The organism is Niastella soli, from assembly GCF_017742245.1.
Classification (GTDB): domain Bacteria; phylum Bacteroidota; class Bacteroidia; order Chitinophagales; family Chitinophagaceae; genus Niastella; species Niastella soli.
This window is the reverse complement of record NZ_JAGHKO010000001.1, coordinates 1596644-1619018: the sequence shown is the minus strand read 5'-3', so window position 1 is coordinate 1619018 and position 22375 is coordinate 1596644. Positions and strand designations below refer to the sequence as shown.

The 22375-nt window shown below is 43.6% G+C and carries 23 protein-coding genes; 4 read left to right on the top strand and 19 right to left on the bottom strand.

Annotated elements, in window-relative coordinates; translation table 11 throughout:
• Positions 1–62: 62 nt before the first annotated feature.
• From typA to J7I42_RS06615, 3 genes are all read right to left on the bottom strand, one after another.
• Positions 63–1871 (bottom strand): translational GTPase TypA, encoded by a 1809-nt coding sequence (gene typA / locus J7I42_RS06625; RefSeq protein ID WP_209137984.1) that lies wholly within the window; start codon positions 1869–1871, stop codon positions 63–65.
• Between the two features lie 184 nt (positions 1872–2055).
• Positions 2056–3162 (bottom strand): acyltransferase family protein, encoded by a 1107-nt coding sequence (locus J7I42_RS06620; RefSeq protein WP_209137983.1) that lies wholly within the window; start codon positions 3160–3162, stop codon positions 2056–2058.
• Positions 3163–3328: 166 nt separating this feature from the next.
• Positions 3329–3553, bottom strand: coding sequence for a DUF2905 domain-containing protein (locus J7I42_RS06615; RefSeq protein ID WP_209137982.1), 225 nt, complete (start codon positions 3551–3553; stop codon positions 3329–3331).
• Between the two features lie 77 nt (positions 3554–3630).
• Here J7I42_RS06615 and J7I42_RS06610 point away from each other — a divergent pair, with 77 nt between their 5' ends.
• Positions 3631–4626 carry an alpha/beta hydrolase gene (locus tag J7I42_RS06610; protein ID WP_209137981.1) on the top strand — a complete coding sequence of 332 codons (996 nt, stop codon included), beginning with the start codon at positions 3631–3633 and terminating at the stop codon, positions 4624–4626.
• Positions 4627–4807: 181 nt separating this feature from the next.
• Here J7I42_RS06610 and J7I42_RS06605 read toward each other — a convergent pair whose 3' ends face one another.
• The 3 genes from J7I42_RS06605 to J7I42_RS06595 form a co-directional block, all read right to left on the bottom strand.
• A complete protein-coding gene (locus tag J7I42_RS06605) occupies positions 4808–5248 on the bottom strand; it encodes a hypothetical protein (protein ID WP_209137980.1) in 441 nt (146 codons plus the stop codon).
• Positions 5249–5432: 184 nt separating this feature from the next.
• Positions 5433–5891, bottom strand: a complete 459-nt coding sequence (locus J7I42_RS06600) for a hypothetical protein (RefSeq protein ID WP_209137979.1) — start codon at positions 5889–5891, stop codon at positions 5433–5435.
• Positions 5892–6021: 130 nt separating this feature from the next.
• Positions 6022–6528, bottom strand: coding sequence for a hypothetical protein (locus J7I42_RS06595; protein ID WP_209137978.1), 507 nt, complete (start codon positions 6526–6528; stop codon positions 6022–6024).
• A 479-nt stretch (positions 6529–7007) separates the two neighbouring features.
• Between J7I42_RS06595 and J7I42_RS06590 the strand changes: the two genes are divergently transcribed.
• Positions 7008–7514, top strand: coding sequence for a hypothetical protein (locus J7I42_RS06590; protein WP_209137977.1), 507 nt, complete (start codon positions 7008–7010; stop codon positions 7512–7514).
• A gap of 87 nt (positions 7515–7601) precedes the next feature.
• On the opposite strand, the gene J7I42_RS06585 is transcribed toward J7I42_RS06590, so the two are convergent.
• A complete protein-coding gene (locus tag J7I42_RS06585) occupies positions 7602–8114 on the bottom strand; it encodes a hypothetical protein (RefSeq protein ID WP_209137976.1) in 513 nt (170 codons plus the stop codon).
• Between the two features lie 241 nt (positions 8115–8355).
• On the opposite strand from J7I42_RS06585, the gene J7I42_RS06580 reads away from it, so the two are divergent.
• Complete coding sequence (locus J7I42_RS06580) at positions 8356–9258, top strand: diacylglycerol/lipid kinase family protein (RefSeq protein ID WP_209137975.1); 903 nt, start codon at positions 8356–8358, stop codon at positions 9256–9258.
• Here the strand turns inward: J7I42_RS06580 and J7I42_RS06575 are convergent.
• From J7I42_RS06575 to J7I42_RS06530, 10 genes are all read right to left on the bottom strand, one after another.
• Complete coding sequence (locus J7I42_RS06575; RefSeq protein ID WP_209137974.1) at positions 9248–11494, bottom strand: hypothetical protein; 2247 nt, start codon at positions 11492–11494, stop codon at positions 9248–9250. The two genes, J7I42_RS06580 and J7I42_RS06575, sit on opposite strands and share 11 nt — an antisense overlap.
• A 96-nt stretch (positions 11495–11590) precedes the next feature.
• Positions 11591–12676: a COX15/CtaA family protein gene (locus J7I42_RS06570; RefSeq protein ID WP_209137973.1), complete on the bottom strand. Its 1086-nt coding sequence runs from the start codon at positions 12674–12676 to the stop codon at positions 11591–11593.
• Between the two features lie 259 nt (positions 12677–12935).
• The gene (locus tag J7I42_RS06565) at positions 12936–13352 is read right to left on the bottom strand and encodes a DsrE family protein (protein ID WP_209137972.1); all 417 of its coding nucleotides are present in this window, start codon (positions 13350–13352) and stop codon (positions 12936–12938) included.
• Between the two features lie 31 nt (positions 13353–13383).
• Positions 13384–14355 (bottom strand): c-type cytochrome, encoded by a 972-nt coding sequence (locus J7I42_RS06560; protein ID WP_209137971.1) that lies wholly within the window; start codon positions 14353–14355, stop codon positions 13384–13386.
• Between the two features lie 139 nt (positions 14356–14494).
• Positions 14495–15199, bottom strand: coding sequence for a twin-arginine translocation signal domain-containing protein (locus tag J7I42_RS06555; protein WP_209137970.1), 705 nt, complete (start codon positions 15197–15199; stop codon positions 14495–14497).
• Between the two features lie 381 nt (positions 15200–15580).
• Positions 15581–16108 (bottom strand): DUF6691 family protein, encoded by a 528-nt coding sequence (locus J7I42_RS06550; RefSeq protein WP_209137969.1) that lies wholly within the window; start codon positions 16106–16108, stop codon positions 15581–15583.
• Positions 16109–16118: 10 nt separating this feature from the next.
• Complete coding sequence (locus J7I42_RS06545; protein ID WP_209137968.1) at positions 16119–16688, bottom strand: YeeE/YedE family protein; 570 nt, start codon at positions 16686–16688, stop codon at positions 16119–16121.
• 95 nt (positions 16689–16783) lie between these two features.
• On the bottom strand, positions 16784–18202 hold the full coding sequence (locus tag J7I42_RS06540; protein WP_209137967.1) for an MBL fold metallo-hydrolase: 1419 nt from the start codon (positions 18200–18202) through the stop codon (positions 16784–16786).
• Positions 18203–18292: 90 nt separating this feature from the next.
• Complete coding sequence (locus J7I42_RS06535) at positions 18293–19087, bottom strand: sulfite exporter TauE/SafE family protein (protein WP_209137966.1); 795 nt, start codon at positions 19085–19087, stop codon at positions 18293–18295.
• 267 nt (positions 19088–19354) lie between these two features.
• The gene (locus tag J7I42_RS06530) at positions 19355–19987 is read right to left on the bottom strand and encodes a Crp/Fnr family transcriptional regulator (RefSeq protein ID WP_209137965.1); all 633 of its coding nucleotides are present in this window, start codon (positions 19985–19987) and stop codon (positions 19355–19357) included.
• Between the two features lie 86 nt (positions 19988–20073).
• On the opposite strand from J7I42_RS06530, the gene J7I42_RS06525 reads away from it, so the two are divergent.
• Positions 20074–20679, top strand: a complete 606-nt coding sequence (locus J7I42_RS06525) for a ribonuclease HII (protein WP_209137964.1) — start codon at positions 20074–20076, stop codon at positions 20677–20679.
• A gap of 237 nt (positions 20680–20916) precedes the next feature.
• Here J7I42_RS06525 and J7I42_RS06520 read toward each other — a convergent pair whose 3' ends face one another.
• Both J7I42_RS06520 and J7I42_RS06515 read right to left on the bottom strand, forming a co-directional pair.
• Positions 20917–21519 (bottom strand): GNAT family N-acetyltransferase, encoded by a 603-nt coding sequence (locus tag J7I42_RS06520; protein WP_209137963.1) that lies wholly within the window; start codon positions 21517–21519, stop codon positions 20917–20919.
• Positions 21520–21650: 131 nt separating this feature from the next.
• Positions 21651–22271 carry an L-threonylcarbamoyladenylate synthase gene (locus J7I42_RS06515; RefSeq protein ID WP_209137962.1) on the bottom strand — a complete coding sequence of 207 codons (621 nt, stop codon included), beginning with the start codon at positions 22269–22271 and terminating at the stop codon, positions 21651–21653.
• Positions 22272–22375: the final 104 nt, after the last annotated feature.

Here is a 22375-nt window from a genome sequence, read left to right as displayed (position 1 = left end):
CAAAAAAAGGAACCGCCATTGCTGACGGTTCCTTTCTATTATAAAAACTTATATAAGTACTATTAGGCTTCGGCCTTCATTGACTTTGCCTGTTTCTTTCTTTCTTCTTCATTGAGTATGGTCTTACGCATACGAATGAAGTTAGGCGTTACCTCAATACACTCGTCGTGTTGAATATATTCCATACACTCTTCGAGGGTAAGTTGAATTTTAGGTGCAATGTTGGTTGCCGCATCGCTACCGCTGGCGCGCATGTTGGTCAGCTTCTTTCCTTCGGTGATCTGCACTACCAGGTCGCCTGGTTTAATGTGCTCGCCAATGATCTGACCAGCATAAATTTCTTCACCTGGGTCGATAAAGAATGAACCTCTATCCTGCAGTTTATCCAGTGAGTAACCGGTAGAAGAACCATTTTCTTTAGCCAGCAACACACCGTTGTTACGACCAGGGATGGGGCCTTTCCAGGGTTTGTATTCGCTGAAGCGGTGGGCCATTACAGCTTCACCTTGTGTATTGGTCAACATTTGAGTACGCAAACCAATTAAACCACGTGAAGGGATCTCAAACTCCAGGTGTTGCATGTCACCTTTTGTTTCCATCACCAGCATTTCACCTTTACGGCGGGTTACCAGGTCAATTACTTTTGAAGCAAATTCCTGTGGTACGTCCACTACCAGTACCTCATATGGTTCATTTTTCTTACCGTCGATCTCTTTTACGATAACCTGAGGTTGACCTACAGTTAACTCGTAGCCTTCACGACGCATGGTCTCGATCAATACACCTAAGTGCAGGATACCACGGCCATAAACCAGGAAGGCATCGCCGCCTTCGCTGTCTACTACTCTTAATGCCAGATTCTTTTCAGTTTCTTTCATTAAGCGGTCGCGCAGGTGACGGCTGGTTACGAATTTTCCATCTTTACCATAGAATGGTGAGTTGTTGATGGAGAATGTCATGTTCATGGTAGGCTCATCAACGCTGATAACCGGTAAAGCTTCGGGGTTTTCAAAATCGGCAATGGTATCGCCAATGTTGAAACCTTCAATACCTACAACGGCGCACAGGTCACCGGCAACTACTTCAGTTACTTTTTTCTTACCCATGCCTTCGAACACATACAGTTCTTTTACACGGGTCTTTTTTATGCTGCCATCGGCCTGAACCAATGAAATGGGCTGGTTTTCTTTAATAGTACCGCGAGCTACTCTACCGATAGCGATACGACCCAGGAAAGAAGAATAATCCAGGGAAGTGATCTGCAATTGCAGGGTACCTTCGCTTACAGCTGGTGGTGGTACGTGTTTAATGATACCATCCAGCAACGGGTTAATATCTTCGCAGGGGGTTAATGAATCGTTGAACCAGCCGTTTTTACCACTACCATAATAAGTAGGGAAGTTCAGCTGCTCTTCAGTAGCATCGAGGTTAAAGAATAATTCAAATACCGCATCGTGCACTTCATCAGGACGGCAGTTGGGTTTATCAACTTTGTTGATGATCACAATAGGACGCAGGTTTAACTGCAGCGCCTTTTGTAATACGAAACGGGTTTGTGGCATGGGCCCTTCAAAGGCGTCAACCAACAAACACACACCATCGGCCATTTTCAGTACGCGTTCTACCTCACCGCCAAAGTCGGCGTGGCCAGGGGTATCAATTACGTTAATTTTAACGTCCTTGTACGTTACGGCCGCATTCTTACTAAAAATGGTGATACCTCTCTCTCTTTCCAGATCATTACTGTCCATGATCAATTCACCAGTTTCCTGGTTATCACGAAACACTTTGGTAGCGTGTAAGATCTTGTCTACCAGGGTAGTCTTTCCGTGGTCTACGTGGGCAATAATGGCGATATTTCTGATATCCATAAATTCCTTTTTCCTGACAGGAAATGTTTTTTAAATTCTTAATAATGAATGCCTTTGAATGCTTATTTCGCAGCAATGGCAAACGAGGCGCAAAGGTACGCCAAATCAACGGGCGAGGCAAGCAAAAGGGGAAACTTTATGTATAATTAATTCGCGTTTATACGGGTTTATATATATCGCCGCATTAAACCCGGACATAAACTTTTCGCTTGTCTAAAATCCAGCCTGTGAGCCAACACATTAGCATAAACCAGGTAGCAAATAGCAGCGAGCCGGTATACGGGCCGGAAAGTCTGAAAATATGCTCGTATAGCCATTTATACAGGTGGGAGGCTCGCAACAGGATGGCCACCACCTCCGACAATAGGTAAATAAACAGGGCATTTTTACCAAAGACTTCAAAAAAGTACGTCCAGCCCGTTATATTTAAAAAGTCAGTAATGTAAATAATTCCAGCCAGCAATAAGCAGTCGAACCCCATGGTATACAACACAAAAGAGCTGGTCCACAGGTTTTTGTTTATAGGAAAAACAATATTCCAACAAAGCCCAAGCACCGTTGATACAAGGCCTGCCCCGGTTAACCCGGCAAGCATTTTTCTTGTTTTGCCTGCCGTTTGAATATACCACCCTACCAGGTACCCCGCAACCACATTGACAATGGCAGGCAGGGTGCTTAAGATGCCCTCTGGTTCAAAGGGTACCACCTCACCGTGGTTCATATGGGCAGGGCCCAACAGCCACAGGTCTAGTTTTGTTACCGCATTACCAATCATACTTAATTCATGACCGGGTTCGCCAAACCAGAACAAGATGCCCTGGTAGGCAACTAACAGGAATATAGAAACTATTATTGCGCCCTTAGGTTTTAGGTAATAGATCAATAAAGAAGCAATGCCATAACACAGCGCAATTCGCTGTAATACCCCCATTATTCTGGTCCCGGCAAAGGATTTAAAGACCATATGCCCCTGGGTATTGGTTTCAAAAAACGGGAACCAATACATCAGATAACCTAATATAAAAAGTACCAGCGTGCGCCTTCCTATTTTGGCCAGCACCTGGGTCTGCGTTATTGTTTTCCATTTCTGCATGGAAAAGAACATAGCATTACCAACGGCAAACAGGAAAGAGGGAAATACAAGGTCGGCCAGGGTAAAACCATTCCAGTTAGCATGTTCAAGCGGTGCAAAGGTAGCATCGTGACTACCAGGTGTGTTGACAAGGATCATTAAACAAATGATCAGGCCACGAAATACATCCAGGGAAATGAACCGGTTATTTGGGGTCATATACGCAATTAATAGGCAGGGGAAATCTGTTTGGGGCTTTTCTTTAGGAAGGAAAGTACAAAGAAATTAAAAATTTATCAACTATATATAACCATTGCCCGATTTTGTTCGGCCAGCTGGTTCTTAAATCGTATAACATACCGGTAGCAATTAACCGCTTCGTGTTTTACAGGAACCTGCGAATGATACTAAGCAGAACCGTTATAATAACACTGGCCACAATCATGGTGGTGATGGGAAAGTAAAAGCGAAAATTCTCCTTTTCTATTCGGATATCGCCCGGCAAATGACCGATCCAGTGAAGTTTGTCGTGGAAGAAATAGATGACCAGCCCTATTACCACCACCGCACCGCCAATTAGCATCAAATACTTGCCAGTATCTGAATTCATAAAAAAATGATTTTAATTATACCCCAATGCTTTTACAGTATATAAAAAGCCGTTAATTTCAGCACCAAATTTACGATATGCGCGTAATAAAATGGATCCTGCTGGTTGTAGTAATACTAGCCATTGCCTACCTGTTAGGACCCCACCCTTCTACCCCGGTTTATTCCAATGCTATGCCGGCTGTTCCGGCCGAACCTGCAGCACTGGTGAATTATATTCAACAACAGGAAGCAGGTCATAAAATTAAACCCGATAACGAAGCACGGGTTGTTTGGGCCAATGATTCACTGAAGAACAAAACTGAATATGCGCTGGTATATCTGCATGGCTTTACCGCCTCGCAGGGCGAAGGTGATCCTGTTCACCGCGATCTGGCCAAAAAATTCGGTTGCAACTTATATCTATCCCGTTTGGCTGAACATGGTATTGATACCACCGAACCCATGGTCAATTTAACAGCCGATAATTATTGGGAAACCGCCAAAGAGGCTCTGGCCATTGGCAAACAACTGGGTAATAAAGTTATTCTGGTCGGTACCTCAACCGGTGGCACGATGGCCCTGAAACTGGCCGCAGAATATCCCGATGTGTACGCCCTGATATTAATGTCGCCCAATATCGAGATCAATGATGGCACCGCCTGGATCCTTAACAACCCCTGGGGTTTACAGGTGGCCAGAATGGTAAAAGGTTCAAAATACCTCGACTCCGATGATCACCGCGAGGCGTATCGCAAATACTGGACATACCACTACCGTATAGAGGCGGCAGTAAACCTGGAAGAATTACTGGAAACAACCATGAAAAAAGAAACCTTTGAAAAGGTTAAGCAGCCTACCCTCACCCTTTATTACTATAAAGATGCTGTTCACCAGGACAGCACCGTGAAAGTAAGCGCCATTAAATCCATGTTTGCGCAACTGGGTACCCCCAGCGATAAAAAGCGGGAGGTAGCTATGCCTAATGCTGGCGACCACGTAATTGGTTCATGGATCAGATCGAACGATGTGCCGGGTGTTGAAAGAGAAACTGAACGCTTCATGACTGAAGTGCTGGGCATAAAGGCATTATAAAGATGATCAGTTGATCGGTTGACAAGGCAGAGGGCAAAGAACCCACCCCTACCTCCCGCAAAGCGGGAGAATTCCTTACAACAATCATTAACTAAACGACGTTGATTGCCGATTAACAACTATCCAAATAAAAAGAGGCTGTCCCACGGGACAGCCTCTTTTTATTGCTTATTCACCCTAATTAGTGTCTTCCGTAATTGTTGTTGTTATTTCTATTATCGTGGTCGTTGTATCCTTTGTTGTCATTATAATGATCGTTACGATCGTTTCTGTCGAATGGCGAGTTAACGTTGCTAGCAGTTTTAACTACTACCTGACCATTACGATTAATGTCGATATTGACCATTTGACCAGGAGCTACTGACATAGTGCTGTTGTAGATGGTCTTTTGTATTTTTCTAAACCCAAATTTTTCCAATTGAATAATACTGATGGTGTGGTTACCTGAACGAATGTTATCCATTACAAAAGTATTATTCAGGTTATAAGTCACGCCGTCAATCCTCACCTGGGTTTCAGTACGGTTACTGTTTGATATTGAAATTTTAGAAGTTTTAGGACCAGGAGCAGCAAAAGTGCTAATACTAAACAATACAGCGATAAAGGTAAAAATCTGTTTCATATACTGTTTCCTCCAATTGTTTGTTTGTATAATAGATGGTTTTGAATACCCGTCGTTTACAAAAGGAATGTTAAAGGGTTTACTGTTCTTTGTTCTCTGTTCTTACTTAGCGTTCACCGTTTGTTTACTATAAAAGAAAAAGCCCCCGACATGTCGGGGGCCGTTATATATCTGGTTATAGTGTTTAGTGTCTGTCGTGATCGTCGCGATCGTTATACACGTGACCACGGTCACGGCCATAATCTCTGTCATTGCCACGGCTGTCGTATCCACCACCATTATGTCCTCCCCGGTAGTCGTCGCGATCTAAACGGGTTTGAACATTTACACATTCATAACGATCGATGTTGATGTTCAGCATTTCCCAGGGTTTAACAAAGGTCACATTACTGTATACTCTTTGTGGACGTCTCCTGAATCGGCCGTAATTATCAATTTTATATACTTCTATCTGGTGACGACCAGACCTGATGTTATCAAAGGCAAACCCGTTTTGATTGACATTATATTGTCTACCGTCAATAAACACCTGTATATAAGCGTTGCTATTACTGCGGATGGCTACTTTGCTATCATTAGGACCAGGAGCTGCAAAGGTTGTAATGCTGAACAGGATGGCTGCGAGTGTAAAAATCTTTTTCATAATCTGTTTCCTCCATTTTGTTTTTATACTGTAATAGATGGAAAACAGAATACGTCGTTTACAAAGGGTATGTTAAAGCCCAAAACCTGTATTGAATCTGCATTAACAATGCTTTAGCAGTTGTACACGCTTATTTCCCTTTTTTAAATTCTTCCATTACTTCCATTTCGCCCTGACATAATCTTACTTTTTTCCATTCGGTATCGCCTTGCAGATTTACAATGTAAACATCAGGATGACCGGGGACCTCAATTTCCTGAATAACATAGATCTTGTAATCATAGTAAGTGCTTTTTACCTGAGCGCGTATATTGCGTGGCATGCGATTTTCCTCATAATACTTCATAATGTAACTTAAATCGCCGCGCTGCGTATATATAACGCGATGCTGTATACTATCGCTGGAAAACACCGCAACAAAACTATTATTACTTCTATGCCATGCAACATCAGTAACATCGCCAAACCGGTCTACAAAATGACGCATGGCACGCACATTAATATCATTCAGATAGTGGTCTTTCGACTTATAGTCATTTACGTTGGCGGCTGCCAATGAATGTGTTGTTTGTTGGGAGTATGCACACCCTGTTAGCGCCACAACAGCAAGGCTGGTGGCCATAATTAATTTTTTCATCGCTATACTTTATTTGGGTTAAACAATCCAATGCAATTTATTTGCTTACATAAGCAGTTGTTTTAAAATGGTATTGTTGCCCTGCACATGATAAGCTAGCTTTTTACCCTTGAATAGTTTAAATGTTAATACGACAAGGTTCATCGCCGGAGAACCGCTCCTGCACAGTATTTGCGAAATGTTTCACCGGGTTACTTATTTGCGGTTAAGGTTATGTTAATTGGGAATTATGGAAAAGCAATGGGCACCTATAAAATATGTAATCAAAACACTTACTACATTGAATGGCACCATTGATCATACTATTTGGCAATAGGACGCTGCAGCGAAGAAGTATGTTACAGCTTTCTTTCAAAAACATACATTATATCAAGGATTCTCTTCTCCTCGTCAAACATATGCTGTACCTCCGGCTATATTGGCTTGCTTTGATATAAGAAAATAAGGCAACAATTAATTAACCTAAAAATTTTCATCTTATGCTTCGCCAATTATTTAAACCCGCATGGGCAGTGGTTCTTATAATTATCATTTTATTGCTGCAGGCTTTCACTTCAAAAGCAGGCGGGGAAGTTTTCGAGATCTATCTCAATAACAAACTGATACTACAACAGGCAGTTTATAAACCGTTTACCTTACAAAGCTTACAACTCGATAAAAGCAACATCAATGATGAGCTGGTTATTTATTATCATCATTGCGGACAACCCGGGAAGGGAAGATCAATAGCTATTAAAGATGAGAAAGGAACTATAATAAGGGAATGGAAATTTGCCGATGGAGATGGCCGTGCGGGAATGCGGATACCAGTAAAGGAGTTATTACAACTGGATAAGAATTATGCCCATGCCAACCTCAGCATTTTTTATATGTCGCAACAATTACCGAAAGGGCGTGCGCTGTCTGCATTACAATTGAATGGTAGAAGCACTACCTGGAATTCAGAACGGGACTACTGGCCAGCCTGGGCGGTAAGATTTAGTTAAGTGAGGACACAAAACAAGAAGCCCCTACGGTTCCGTTGGGGCTTCTGCCTATAGATAACTGATCCCTACACTCTTCTGCCTATTCGATCAGAGCGTGCTTTTTATATATTCTGCCATTATTTCCATTTCCTTTTCACTTACGCGAACGTTCATAAAGGTAGTGGCATCTTCCAGGTGCACCACATACACAAGCGGTTTTCGTGTTTCCTCAATTTGTTCTACCAGGGTAATGGCATAGTCATAATACACGCTTTTTACCATTCCCCTGATGTCACGCGGCAGTTTATTTTCATAATACTGCCTGATTGTATAAACAAAATCCCCTCTGTTGTTGTATACTGTTCTGCAATTACTATTGTTCGCATCGGTATACTTTGCTACATAGCCGGTCTCAACAATCATCCAATCAACATTAGCAACTGTTTTATCGCGTTTTAAGAAATCGCGCATGGCCCGTACATGCACTTTGCTGACGTTACGGGTATTCATTTGCAACGATTGCATCCCTTCTGCTACTATAGGGCGATTTACTTGTTGGGCGGTTGCAGACCCGATTATCAGGACCACCGCGATGCTGGTTGTTACAAGAACATTTTTCATGACTATATTATTTGTTATAAGATTGGCGTTCTACATAACAAAGCAACTTATTTATTGACCATGTATTTTTTAAATTAGATGAACCTGGCAGCTTTTCGGCAAGCGTTTGAAAAAAGGCAATTGCGGCGTTTGGCTGGTAAAACGGCTGTTTGTCGAAAATGGAGGTTTGTCAGCAAAAAGAAGAAAGTTAACCTATCATGAACATCAGGGCTATTATCTTTGCCCTTTGTAACCCGATAACATGCAGCGAAAGATCATATATCTTATTAACCCAATTTCCGGTACCAAAGGAAAATCTTCTTTAAAAGAGTTGATTGCCCGAGAAACCCAAAAACGTCAGATACCATTTGAAATACTGCCCACAACGGCCGATGCCAACTATGATTTTGTGCAACAAAAAATAGAAAAGGAGCAGGTTACTGATGTGGTTATTTGTGGGGGCGATGGAACAGTGAACCAGGTAGTGAAAGCATTGGCGCACACCAATGTACAGTTTGGTATTATTCCCATGGGCTCAGGCAATGGGCTGGCCCTGGCGGCTGGCATTCCCAAGGCCAGCGCAAAAGCCCTGGAGATCGTTTTTACCGGTAAGGCTATTTTAACCGATGGGTTTATGGTAAACGAGCATTTCGCCTGTATGCTGTGCGGTCTGGGGTTTGATGCCCAGGTAGCGCACGAATTTGCCGACCAGCCTAAAAGAGGTTTGGGCACTTATGTATTATTAACTACCCGCCATTTTTTCAGCGCCAAGCCATATCCCTTCCGGATAAATGTCAATAAACTGGAATTCAGTACAGAAGCCTTCTTTCTGAGTATTGCCAACAGCAATCAGTTTGGCAATAACTTCACTATAGCACCTCAGGCTGTTTTGAGCGATGGTTTGCTGGATGTAGTGATAGTAAAGAAAATAGCCAAGCCTTTTTTGTTGTTAGCAGTTATGCGGCAGGTACTTACAGGCCGGATAAGACGGATAGAAAACTCCATGAACTCGCCTGTGATCTATTTTCAAACCGATGAATTGGTTATCAGCAACCCGGCGGAAGCCCCCATACATATTGACGGGGAACCGTGGGAATGCCAGCGGCATTTGCATATAAAAGTGTTACCGCGCTTTTTTAAATTGATACACGCGGCTACTGTATAGTAAGCGAATGGGCTGTTTGTAGCAGCTGGTTGAACCGGATGAAGGCCTGTTGGTTGCCGGGACTGCTTAACGCGCTGGCGATGTCCTTTTTTTCACTTTTGGTAAGATGGAAATTCAAAGCGGCCCGTGCTTCACTTTTTTCAGGCACGTAAACAAAAGTGACATTGTAAAAATAATTCCCCATCATTGACTGGGCCAGTCCCATTAGATCATTCTGGCTATACTCCTGCATTTTGTACCAGTTGTATTCCAGCAACAACATGGGTTTGGTGGCCAGTTCTGTAATATTGGTGGCTTCATACGGATGCTCCCAGCCCCCGGTTTGGCGGTCACGAATATGAATGAGCACCACACCAGACGTATTTTCCCGTATCCATTGCTGAAATACGTGAATAAAGCGCAGGGCAGTTTCCTGGCCATAATTATCGCGAATGCCGGCATCCATTACATCCACTACCGGGTCGCTGGGCAACCAGACATTGGGCAGTACATAAGGGAATGTGGCATTCATGCGCAGGGCGGTGAGCATGCGCAGGTTCAATGGGTCCTGCTTGGCAAATAACGCCTGATAGTCTACCGCATCGGGGTCTGCATCTGTCATATGGCTGGTGTCATACGCCGGGCGCATTAAAAAGCTCATGGGCTGGGTGCTAATGATCATTTTACGACCATCGCGCGTAACCACCGAGTTAAACAACATCAATGGTATCCGGGCATTCTTTTCATCTTCGTACCAGTCCACCAATTGCTTGTTCAGCATGCCCCTTGTATTGGCATTCAGCTTTTGCTCAAAAGCGTAACCCCGGTCTTTAATATACTCATACGGACCAACCTTGAAACGCTGTGCAGGCGCCGCCAGGTCGCGGGCCACGAAAGAAGTGAATAACGGGTTCAGCAGGTCGTTTGAAATATCGTTGAGGTACATTTTATTCTGCACATTGATGGGCTTTCCGGCTGCCCTGGCCCTGCATAACTCACGGAAATAAGTAGCGCCCAGCATACCACCTGATGCACCGGTAATGAGTACGGTCTTATTCATCAATTGCCCATGGGTCATGCTGTCCAGGTGCTGCAACACGTTCATGGTATAGGTGGCACTGCGATTTCCACCACCACTGGTGGTGATCACAAACATCAGGGGTTTTGCTTCCGGTTGTTTCTTTTTCCAGTTCTCCAGGATAGAGATAAACTGCTGTTTATCCTGCTGCATCTTTTGCGGTGTGCACAGCGACAACAGGTTCTCGGAATTGTATAAGGGCCGCTGGTCCTTGTTTTTATAATTCAACCCATAGGCCTTATTACTGGGGTCAATTATTTCGTAACGGTATAATACGTTCGTTATAATAAACAGCATTACTAAAAAAGGAATGCTCCAGCTTTGCAAAAAATAAGAGAAGGCGCCAGACACCGCTATCAAAATGGCAAAGAAAAGGGTAATGCCTGAGGCTGCGGGTAATTGGAACAAGGGACTGTCGAGCCAAAAGCCCAGGATAATAAGACCGATAAAAGCGATGAAAATGGATACTACCGCCGCAAAGTGGTGCCGGCTGAAGATGGTTTCAATAAATTCCCGGCTATAGTGTGATACGTCGCGCACTTTTTTGGGCCTGAGCATGGCATTCAGGTAGGTTTCCACTTTGATCAACCGGCTTTTGTTGAGCTTCATTTCGTCCTTCTTGAACTGGGCTTTGAATAACTGGGGATTACTGATCACCGGGGTAAGCCGCCGGATGATGTTTTTATCGGCCCTGAAAAAATAGAAGAGAGAAATAACCACTATCAGGATCAAACCGCTTAAAAATCCCAGTACGAGCAACGTAATTTCCCCATACGTCATTAACTCTTTGTTTCGCTCGAAGGCTACTGCCCTGAAAAAATAAAAAAGCAGAAATACCAGGGGTATGATCACGTTGTTGATGCAATACTTTAAAAAGGGATTGCTGGTGGTGGCCAGAAACCGGAAATGACGGCTGAACAAAATAAAAGTGGTAATATTCCAGCTCATTATAAATACGCCAATGGCGAGCCCAACAAACAGCGCAGCCAGCATGCTCACATTTCCCAGGTACTCGGGCGCCAGGTACAGGGAATCGGCGCCGAATGATTTCATAAAAGTACCATTCACCGTACTGAATAAAACGAACCAGAAGATCAGCAACACCTGAAATTTCTTAAAGTGCAGCATCACCAGCTGTACAGGAAAAGAGTGATATATCCCTTTCAAAAAAAGTTTCATACTAACCCGAGCATTAAATTAGTCTTAAACGTAAGCGGCCGGGTTAAACCGGCTGCATTCCCAATATACTATTAAAACGAAAAGACAGTGCCAAGATTATGAAGGTTGCTTAAAGAATGATTGCCGGGTGAGAAATAACAGGGCAACCATGCTCAGCAGTAATAACATTCCCGTAATCTGGTGTAACTGTGCCAGCCACTCAAACGTTCCCCAGTGATTGGGTATTATGCGGGTACTGGTTAACAGGGACAGAATACCTAATAATACCTGTAGTGTTACCAGTATCAGGGGTATACGACGCGCCCGGGTGAAAATTTCACTGTTGGATTGTATACGGAAAACTTTTGCAGAATAAATTATGATCAAAATTAATAACGCGTATGCCAGCCCCCGGTGCACAAAATGGATGGTGATCTTGTTCTCAAAAAAATTAAGGGCTACCGGCTCTTCTTTAAACATACCGGAAGGCACCCAGCTGCCGTTGATGGTTGGCCAGGTAGGCGCTGCGGTGGCGGCTTTATGACCTGCCATTAAGGCACCAAAGATCAATTGCACGAATAATATAATTATCAGCGCCCACGACCATTTGCGCATAGCAGGCAAATTGGTGCGTTTACTGGCCGGGACCTTTAACTGCAGACCCTGCCAGAATGCGTAACAAATTAAGGCAAGGGCAAAAATAAAGTGCATGGCCAGTTTTGTTGGGCGTACATACACCGCATCGCCGGTCAATCCGCTGGCCACCATGATCCAGCCTATTGCGCCCTGAAAAGCGCCAAATACAAAAAGGATCAACAACGGCTTCACCATATCCTTTGTTATGTACTTTTTTGCCAGCAGGTATACAAAACCCACTACAAATGCCACGGCTATCAGCCGGGCCCAAAGCCGGTGGAACCATTCCCAGAAAAAGATGAATTTGAAATCGGAGAGGGTAAAATCGGAGTTTAATAACCGGTATTGCGGGGATTGCTGGTATTTGGCAAACTTTTCCAGCCATTGGGGTTCATTCAGCGGAGGCAGGGCGCCGGTAACTACGTCCCATTCGGTAATTGATAAACCTGAACCGGTCAGGCGGGTAACGCCCCCCAAAACTACCTGCACCAATAACATGATCACCCCTAAAAATATCCAGTTGGATACTGCCCGGTTGGCCCGTTGTTCATTAGATATGGTATTCATTGCGGCGCAAAAATAAGGCAGAACCGGTTAACCGGTATCAGTTACCGGTTACGAGCTGCCTTTTGCTATGCCAGGTGCGGTTTCAGGTTGCCCCGCCTCAGCGGGGTTGCCGGCCGCCGGATATCAGTTACCACGATTTTTGCTTTGTAAGGGACGGTTACAGGTTTTATGGCATGCAAGGGTTTTCCGGGTAACTTGTAACCGGCAACCTGTAACTAAATTACAACTGCCTCTTAACCATCAATAACCAGCTATCTGTTTATTGAGCTACTTTTATATACCCCCACCCTTCATGCTGTTTGGTAACAATTTCATAAATGGCATCAGGCACTACATCCACTCCGGGTAACAACTGGCTTTTATCAATGTTGTTCCGTTTCATGGTAGCGGCACAAACTTTAAAACTTGCTTTTTTATTACTGGTCAATTCCTGAACGGCATCGGCAATGATCGATTTGTCTTTCATGGCCATTCCCAGCGCATCGCCATAAATGGCCACTTCCAGTTGGGCGTCTGGCCGCGATTGTGATATACCGCGCATTTGCCTGATCACTGCTTTTTGAGCAGCCGAATCGCTACTCGTAATATCAAATATCACTTTGTAAGGTACCGTCTGCGCCATGGTAAGTGCAGGCACCAGTGCCAGTACAACAACCAACAATTTATTGCTAAACATACAGGTTGATTTATAGAATTAATAAGAAGGCTTACTTTTTACTGACAGCCCGTTGAATAGGATCGAACGGACCATACTTATGTTGATGCATTGAAAAAGTATCTGTATATGGACCAAAGGGATAATCAACTGGCTTGGTATTGTTCTGTGGCCAGTCTTTCGACAGGTCTTTATGCGGATGCGGCTGTGAATTAATAAACGCCGCCACATCCCATGCCTGTTCATCCGTTAACTGCCCATTGCCGTGTGAGGCCCCAAACGGCATATTGTCTTTTACATAACCCGCCATTCGTGATAAGCGATATAAACCGGCCCCAATATTATAACTTCCGGGCCCCCATAAAGGTGGGTACACATAACCGGTACCCAATGTGGTATCGCGTATACCTGCACCATTGGCCCCATGGCAAAGCTGGCATTTTTCAATAAACACCAGTTTCCCTTTTTCAGGGTCTGCCGGACGGTCTAAATTTTTTAAAGAATTAATACCCGAACCCAATGGCTTTTTGCCTTTTGCCACGCCTGCACCCAACCAGTGCATATAAGCCACTATGGCGCGCATTTCCCGGCTGTTGCTGTCAAGCGCCTTACCATTAAGACTTCTTTCCAAACAGTCGTTCACTCTTTTTTCAATAGATTCCATGGAACCGCTGCGTTCGCGGTATTTGGGATAGGTGGATGCTACGGCGCTATAATTATTCCCCCATGGTTTGGTGCCGGCTGACAGGTGACAATTCTGACAGTTCATTCCATTGGAGATATGCGCCACCCTTCCTTTGGGGCCCAGGTACCAGGATGTATGGACAATTAAATCGCGGCCATAACGTATCTGATCACCTGCTTCTGAATTGGGAATGGTATTACTATCAGGTGATCGCCAGGGCAATTCCGGCGCATCAGAAGCCAACAGGATCGCTTTGGGTTTTACGCCATCTGGAGTGCGGTATTTAACATTCAACCAAACGGCAACAGGCAATCCTATCACCAAAATTCCAATTAACAAATTCCGATTCATTGATATAGCAGGCAGATCGTACTAACAGGCGGTGTTGCATACCGGATATTGACCCGGCATGCAACTTATAACCTGTATAATAAACGGGGTTAAGAAAAGGGGACATTCAATTCATTCTAACAAATACCTAACCGGCAAAGCAATAGGTGCAACCATGCTCCTGTGCCCGGCCTAATGCCCATACGCCTGACGGCACTATCTGGATATTTGGCAACACAGCACCCAGCCATTCCTTTTTCACGGCTGTAACATCTGCTTTCATCATATCTGCTGCTACAGCGCTATATACGGTTATAGCCATTTCGCAAGCGCAGAACATAACCCCACTATCCTGAAGTTCATTAATACCAATAGCTACATTGCCAAGACCGGGCACTTTAAAATCACCTTCTTTTGGTTTCCAGAATGGATTCCGCGTAGCAGGTGCTTTTGTGAGCGGATCATTGGCTTTGAACAGTTCGCCCAGTTTGTACTTTTCCCACATTTCGTTTTGCAAAGCATAGCCAACTGCATCGTGGCGCAGTACAACTACCACACTGCAATCCTTTTCAGGTGTACCGGTAGCTGCATTTGTTAATAAAAAAACTTTTGGCCAGGCAAATGGCATCATTTCATGCGGTTGTGTAGCATCAAACACAATGCGGTGTTTTCCTTTTATTTTATTAAACCATTCTTCAGCACCGGAATATTCATGCTCGTCATGATCAGTTAACCCAGGCAGGGCTTGTGCCTGAAAGGGAGCCAGGGAAACTGTTCCCAGCGCAGCTGCGCCCGCAGCGAGTTTTCCTAAGAAGTCGCGGCGTGATTCAGCATTCGAATTGTTGGTTTGCATATACAGTAGAATTTTATTGTTGATAAGGAGGACTGAAATACATATGTTAAACCCGCCCTGATCACTGTAGTATATACAGATAAAACAGGTACAGGCCAGTTAAAGGCCGGCGGGTCAACTCATTCATGGAGTAGGCACAATGCTTCGCAACTTCCTGGTTGGTACAATTAATTCCACGGTGTTATTAATCCCTTCAGTGGTTATTCAGAAGAATGGTGACGGCTGGGTTCTAAAGGGAATGCTTATTATTTAAAATAATAGAGAGGATGAGGTTCACCAAAGAAGACCGGTGTAAGAAAGGAATCTCCGTTCAAATAGTTTGGAAAATCAGTCACATTAAATCCATATTAAAGATACTCATATTACATATTAGCCACCAAATTAATGTGGCAATTTTTCGCGCATGCGGCCGTACACCCAAGTACCGGCAATGGCACTTAATAAGGTAACAATGATCACGGTAGCACCTGTGCCGATCAATGCGTACAATGGGCCAGGACAAGCACCTGTTAATGCCCAGCCAGCGCCAAATAAAAGACCGCCATATATCTGCCCTTTATTGAATTGCTTGGGATGCAGTTCAATAGGTTCGCCATATATTGTTTTAACCTTGAATTTTTTAATGATCCATATTGAAATGATGCCCGTTACTACAGCAGCTCCAATTACTCCATACATATGAAAACTTTGCAGACGGAACATTTCCTGAATCCGGAACCAGGAGATCACTTCTGCTTTAACCAGCAGAATACCAAACAATAACCCGGCAATTAAATATTTTATCGAATGCCACCATGAGTGTTCCATACGCGACTCGTTGACGCAAATGGTATCGAGCGAGCGCACCTCAAAATCAGTATTGGTTTCTTTTGCTATAACAGGCTGTGCAATTATATCTTTCGTTTCCATAGTCAATGCTTTACAGGTTTAAGATCACAGGTAAGATCAGATTGGCGGTAATAAACCCTCCGATCATAAAACAACAAGTTGCTACCAACGAAGGCCATTGCAGGTTCGAAAGCCCCATAATGGCATGGCCCGACGTACAACCGCCGGCATACCGGGTACCAAACCCTACTAAAAAGCCCCCTACAACCAGTAAGATAAATCCACGCGCTGTTAACAAAGAAGGCCAGTTAAACAGCTCCACAGGAACTATTGAAGAATAATTATGAATATTATACTGCTGCAAGTCGTTCGCCAGTTTTGGATTGACCGCAATGGGCTGGCCGTTATTTAACCACTGGGTGGCAATGAAGGCTCCAAGCAAAATACCAGCCACAAAAAACAGGTTCCAGGTTTCTTTTCGCCAGTTGTATTTGAAAAATGGGATATCAGCCGGTATACAAGCTGCACAAATGTGCCGCAAGGAAGAAGATACACCGAATGATTTATTACCCATGATCAACAGCAGCGGCACTACCAGCCCAATCAACGGACCTGCCACATACCAGGGCCAGGGCTGCTTAATCCATTCCAGGAATTGCATGATGACTAATTTTTTGTAAATATGGTGGATTCATAAAAAAAGCTGTGCGACATAAATCACACAGCTATAAGTTAATGAAATTTTGCGAGATGCGGTTACAACATAGTGTTTGGACAAACAAAATCCGTTATCGCAAATTTTCCTGTTTCTTTAAGTGCTTTGAATCCACCTTTTATATCTATCAGGTTATCGAAACCTCGGGCTTTTAAGATTGAAATAAAGATCATTGACCGGTAGCCGCCGGCACAATGCACATACCATGTGTTGTTTTTATCAACCTGCTGCATACTGTCATTAATATAATCAAGACTGGCATTTACTGCCCCTTTTATATGCTCGGCTTCATATTCGCTTTGCTTACGTACATCCAACACGTTTATATTGGCATCAGCTTCCTGTATAGCGGCCAGTTCGGTTGCTGTTATGGATTTAATAGTATCAATTTCCTTACCTGCTTTTTTCCAGGCGTCAATACCGCCTTTCAAATATCCGATGGCGTAATCGTACCCCACCCTGGCCAGGCGGGTAACCACTTCTTCCTGGCGACCTTCTTCTGCCACAATCAGGATGGTTTGTTTAATGTCAGGAATAAGCGCTCCAACCCAGGGTGCAAAATTGCCATCGATGCCAATATTGATGGAATTGGGAATAAACCCTTTTGCAAATGTTTGCGGGTCTCTGGTATCGAGTATAAGCGCATCGGTTTCATTAGCGGCTGCTTCAAAAGCTTCAACACCCAACGGATGCGTGCCTTTCTTCAACACTTCATTGATGCTTTCATAACCTTGTTTGTTCAATTGCACATTCAGCGGAAAGTATTGTGGGGGAGCAGTTAAACCTTCCGTAACTTCTTTTATAAATTCCTGCTTGCTCATATCGGCACGCAAAGCATAGTTTGTTTGTTTCTGATGACCAAAGGTATCAGTTGTTTCTTTACTCATGTTCTTGCCACAGGCACTGCCAGCGCCGTGAGCGGGATAAACTATCAAAGTATCGGGCAAAGGCATGATCTTGCTGCGAAGGGAATCGTATAATAATCCAGCCAGATCTTCCTGTGTTATATGATCTGCTTTTTGCGCCAGGTCGGGCCGGCCAACATCACCAATAAATAAAGTATCACCGCTGAATAAACCAAGTTCCTTGCCCTGTTCATCTTTTAACAGGTAACAGGTGCTTTCCAAAGTATGGCCTGGCGTGTGCAAGGCTGTAATAGTTACCTTACCTATTTTAAATATTTCCCCATCGGTAGCAATGTGTGCCTCGAACGATGGCGCAGCAGTAGGGCCATACACAATGGTAGCGCCTGTTGCTTTTGCCAGATCGAGATGCCCCGAAACAAAATCAGCATGAAAATGCGTTTCAAAAACATATTTTATAATGGCGCCATTACGGGCAGCTTTCTGAACATATGGATCTATTTCACGCAGCGGGTCAATAACAACCGCTTCTCCTTCGCTTTCGATGTAATATGCTCCCTGTGCCAGGCAACCGGTATAAATTTGTTCTATCTTCATAACAATGCTGTTTAAATAATCAACGCAATTTGAGTAATATGGTTTTAATAGAATATGACTTTTATCACAGAGCCGTTTAATGGCCATCAGTTAGCTAAAAAAGCACAACTCCCGCACCAGGATAAACAGGCCGATTGCCAATACAAACCATCCAAATCCTTTTTTTAATGCCTGACCGGGTATTTTATCAGAAAAAGCGGTCCCTACAAAAATTCCGAGTACGGCGATGGCGGTAAATAACAATAACTGCGACCAGTTTATTGTATAATGCGCCAGAGTGCTGAAAAAACCAAAAAAAGAACTAATGGCCATAATGGTGAGCGAGGTTCCTACTGCTATTTTCATTGGCAACCGGCTTATCAGTACCAAAGAGGGGATGATCAAAAAACCACCACCCGCCCCCAGTAAACCGGTAACTGCGCCCACTAATAACCCCTGTACCAACAACCCGCTTTTTCTCTTTTTATGAACAACAGATGAATTTGACTGGCGGCCTGCGTTTATCATAGAAATGGCCGCCGCAAGCATCAATAAAGCAAACAGCACCATTAGAAAAACACCTTTATCAACTACCAGTTCGCCAAGAGTAAACAAATGATCGGGGATCTCCGGCAATAAAAACCGCCGCACAACAAATACCGATAACAGCGAAGGCAGGCCGAAATACAGCACTACCTGAAAATCGATCAGTTTCTTATAATAGGAACGTACACTGCCTACCAGGCTACAACTGCCAACCACAAAAAGCGAATACGTGGTGGCCAATACCGGATGCACATGCAACAGGTACACAAACACTGGCACTGTAAGGATAGACCCTCCACCACCAATCAAACCTAATGATACGCCAATTAATACGGCTGCTAAATAACCGGCTATTTCCATTTAAATAAATAATTCGGTAAAACAACAACAGACAGGTTTTAAATGATCATGGAACAGTGTACCGGGCATTGGTATACTGAGCGCATGCAATCATTGGGTGAAGATGCGGGAAATTAAAAGCCCGATAAGTGACGAAGGTCACAATAAGGATGATGTTTGTCAAATATGTTATTGCTTTATAAAGAAGGCTTTTTACAAAAACAGATTTATAGAAAATGTTTTCTAATGAATGAAGGCAAACGTTTAAAGCTCTTTAATATATTCTAATTACAATTGAATAATTTCAATAGCATTACGATGCAGCTTTACCTTGCCAAACTGTTCCATTTTTTTCAGCAGCCGTGAAATAACTTCCCGGGATGAATTGACCTCGTTGGCAATTTCCTGGTGATTGAGCGGAATGATGTTGGTACCCAGGGTTTCCTGGTGCTTTTTTAAATAGAATTCCAGGCGTTCATCCATGCCCCGAAAGGCAATATGATCAATAGTGCTTAATAATTCTTCAAAGCGTGAGCGATATGTAGTGATCACAAATTGGCTCCAGCCTTTGTATTTTCCCATCCACTCCTCCATATACTCTAAAGGGATGGCAATAATTTCTGTATCCTTCACCGCTTTTGCCATAATGGCGCTCTTTTTATGCTCTGCCGCACAAACCATTGACAAAGCGCATGCCTGCCCTGGTTGTAGGTAGTACATAAAAAACTCATTTCCATCGTCATCTTCCCGGTAAATTTTCACCAGCCCGTTCAATATCAGCATGGTCGACCGGAAATACTGGCCGGTACGCATCAATTGTTCATCCGTTTTGAAAAAGCGGATCTCGCCCTGCTCCTGTATTTCCTGTTGCAATTCCTTTTCAAAAGCGGGGAACATCAGGGGTATTGTGCTTAATTCCATATTGGGAATGTGATGTGTAAAAAAACAAAGTTGATAAATAATATTTAAATAAAGGCATGCCTTATTTTTGGGCTCAAATAAATCACTTGCTAAAACTCTTCTACCAAACTGAACTCGTTGAAGCTGGCTGCGATGAAGCAGGCCGTGGATGTTTGGCAGGACCGGTATTTGCCGCCGCGGTTATTTTACCGGAAGGTTTTTACCACGAAAAGCTGAACGACAGCAAACAAGTGAACGAGGAAGACCGGTATGAATTGAGGGGTTTTATCGAAAAAAATGCCATCAGCTACCGGGTTGCCATGGTGGACCATGAAGAAATTGACCGCATAAATATTCTGAATGCTTCTTTTAAAGCCATGCACCTGGCCATTGAAAAATTAAGCAAGAAAGCCAAATTCCTGATCATCGACGGAAATCGGTTCACTAAATACAAACGCGTTCCCCACCAGTGTATTATAAAAGGAGATTCGGAGTATGCATCCATTGCGGCTGCCAGCATTCTGGCCAAAACCTACCGCGACGATTATATGCGTAAGCTGCATCCTGATTTTCCTCAGTATAAATGGATCACCAATAAAGGTTATGGCACTGCTGAACACCGCAAAGCCATTGAGGAATTTGGGCTCACTCCCTATCATCGCCGCTCCTTCTCTTTAACATCCAACCAGCTGGAGCTCGGCATGGATATCTAATGCTCCTATTTTTACGATAATTAAACTTTAGTCGCCCCTAAGAGTCTATTTGCTGCCCGACAAAAAAATAAGGCATTGCCGTCATGAACAAAAAGGCTGCCCTTGTCGTTTTTGTTTTTGACCTTCCCGCTTTTGTATATATAGCAGTTTTGAACAGTTAACAGATGATTTTAAATTGTGATGATATTAATCCCGTCCCGATTAGGGCGGGATTAATTTTTATAAACAGGTTTTGGCTTATAACATTTCCGGGAAAAAGCTCATCTTCCGTTCTTCCCATTCATTTCTGATGATGGAGAAATAAATGGAGTCCCGCCGGCGGTTATCGTGCATGAGCATATGGCTGCGTAAAATTCCTTCCGGCTTCATACCCACTTTTAACAGGGCTGCTTTGGCGCGTTCGTTCAGGTTATCGGTTTTTACTTCAACCCGCTCCATTTTCATTACGTCGAACGCGAAAGACAGAAGCGCAAACTTTGCCTGACGGTTTATACCTGTTCCCATAAACGAAGTACCCAGCCAGGTGCTGCCTATCTCCAGGCGTTTGTCATAAAAAGAAATATTTAAATAACTGGTACAGCCTACAATTTCGTTGGAATGTTTGTCAATAACGGTAAAAGGCATTCTAACACCTGCTTCTCTTTCGCTAAACAACTTCTGCATCCAGGTTGAGAGTTCCTTTTCATTGCTGAGGTCTTGTGGGAAATATCGCCAGATGTCTTTGTCTTTGATAAGGGGCAAAAATGCCTCATAATCGGCAGGCGTCATTAACCGTAATAACACCCGGGGTGTTTCGAGGGTAAAATGATCCGGGAAGAATTTTTGGTATTCAGTATTCATATTAATATAAGCATCGCTTTTTATAGAAGGATTATGCGGTAATGAAAATACGAAGTAGGAAGTACGACGCCCATGTCTTACTTCCTATTTCAGCATCAGTTTGCGTCGAAATCTGTTATTAAAAAAAAGCTTTACCCTACGTCTGCCGTATCCCACTCACCGGCGCCCTGGCGTATCAAGACCGGTTCATCGCCGGTGCAATCAATAACGGTGGAGGGTACCATGCCGCCGATTCCACCATCGGCCACTACATCAACCAGTTTTTCGAAATTATCGTGCATCAGTTCGGGATCGGTATATTCTTCCACCATAGTTCCGGGCAACGTAGTACTTAATATTGGATGCCCCAGCTCTTTTACAATGGTACGGGCGATCAGGTTATCGGGGATTCGCAACCCGATGGTATTCTTTTTGCTTTGCAGAATTTTAGGGACTTCCTTACTGGCTGGTAAAATAAACGTATATGGCCCCGGCAGATAATGCTTTAACAAGCGATACATGGGGGTGCTGATACTTTTTGTATACCGGCTCAAATCGCTCAGATCGTAACATACAAACGAAAGCTGCGCTTTTTGCGGGTCTATATTTTTGATACGACATATGCGATCAATAGCTTTGTGCTGAAAGATATCACAGCCCAATCCGTAGATCGTGTCGGTTGGATATATAATAATCCCTCCTTCCGATAAAACTTTCACGATAGTGGAAATGTTACGCGGTTGTGGGTTTTCTGGATGAAGATGTAATAACATAACGGCAAATTATACTTTTTAACTAAAGTCTCATAATGATACAGGCAAATTATGCGCCCCGGTTACACATGTCATTATTTATGTAAATGTTAAAGCCGTACATG

Coding starts and splice junctions, on each gene's coding strand:
- typA (WP_209137984.1), bottom strand. CDS start 1,871: ATGGATATCAGAAATATCGCCATTATTGCCCACGTAGACCACGGAAAG.
- J7I42_RS06620 (WP_209137983.1), bottom strand. CDS start 3,162: ATGACCCCAAATAACCGGTTCATTTCCCTGGATGTATTTCGTGGCCTG.
- J7I42_RS06615 (WP_209137982.1), bottom strand. CDS start 3,553: ATGAATTCAGATACTGGCAAGTATTTGATGCTAATTGGCGGTGCGGTG.
- J7I42_RS06610 (WP_209137981.1), top strand. CDS start 3,631: ATGCGCGTAATAAAATGGATCCTGCTGGTTGTAGTAATACTAGCCATT.
- J7I42_RS06605 (WP_209137980.1), bottom strand. CDS start 5,248: ATGAAACAGATTTTTACCTTTATCGCTGTATTGTTTAGTATTAGCACT.
- J7I42_RS06600 (WP_209137979.1), bottom strand. CDS start 5,891: ATGAAAAAGATTTTTACACTCGCAGCCATCCTGTTCAGCATTACAACC.
- J7I42_RS06595 (WP_209137978.1), bottom strand. CDS start 6,528: ATGAAAAAATTAATTATGGCCACCAGCCTTGCTGTTGTGGCGCTAACA.
- J7I42_RS06590 (WP_209137977.1), top strand. CDS start 7,008: ATGCTTCGCCAATTATTTAAACCCGCATGGGCAGTGGTTCTTATAATT.
- J7I42_RS06585 (WP_209137976.1), bottom strand. CDS start 8,114: ATGAAAAATGTTCTTGTAACAACCAGCATCGCGGTGGTCCTGATAATC.
- J7I42_RS06580 (WP_209137975.1), top strand. CDS start 8,356: ATGCAGCGAAAGATCATATATCTTATTAACCCAATTTCCGGTACCAAA.
- J7I42_RS06575 (WP_209137974.1), bottom strand. CDS start 11,494: ATGAAACTTTTTTTGAAAGGGATATATCACTCTTTTCCTGTACAGCTG.
- J7I42_RS06570 (WP_209137973.1), bottom strand. CDS start 12,676: ATGAATACCATATCTAATGAACAACGGGCCAACCGGGCAGTATCCAAC.
- J7I42_RS06565 (WP_209137972.1), bottom strand. CDS start 13,352: ATGTTTAGCAATAAATTGTTGGTTGTTGTACTGGCACTGGTGCCTGCA.
- J7I42_RS06555 (WP_209137970.1), bottom strand. CDS start 15,199: ATGCAAACCAACAATTCGAATGCTGAATCACGCCGCGACTTCTTAGGA.
- J7I42_RS06550 (WP_209137969.1), bottom strand. CDS start 16,108: ATGGAAACGAAAGATATAATTGCACAGCCTGTTATAGCAAAAGAAACC.
- J7I42_RS06545 (WP_209137968.1), bottom strand. CDS start 16,688: ATGCAATTCCTGGAATGGATTAAGCAGCCCTGGCCCTGGTATGTGGCA.
- J7I42_RS06540 (WP_209137967.1), bottom strand. CDS start 18,202: ATGAAGATAGAACAAATTTATACCGGTTGCCTGGCACAGGGAGCATAT.
- J7I42_RS06535 (WP_209137966.1), bottom strand. CDS start 19,087: ATGGAAATAGCCGGTTATTTAGCAGCCGTATTAATTGGCGTATCATTA.
- J7I42_RS06530 (WP_209137965.1), bottom strand. CDS start 19,987: ATGGAATTAAGCACAATACCCCTGATGTTCCCCGCTTTTGAAAAGGAA.
- J7I42_RS06520 (WP_209137963.1), bottom strand. CDS start 21,519: ATGAATACTGAATACCAAAAATTCTTCCCGGATCATTTTACCCTCGAA.
- J7I42_RS06515 (WP_209137962.1), bottom strand. CDS start 22,271: ATGTTATTACATCTTCATCCAGAAAACCCACAACCGCGTAACATTTCC.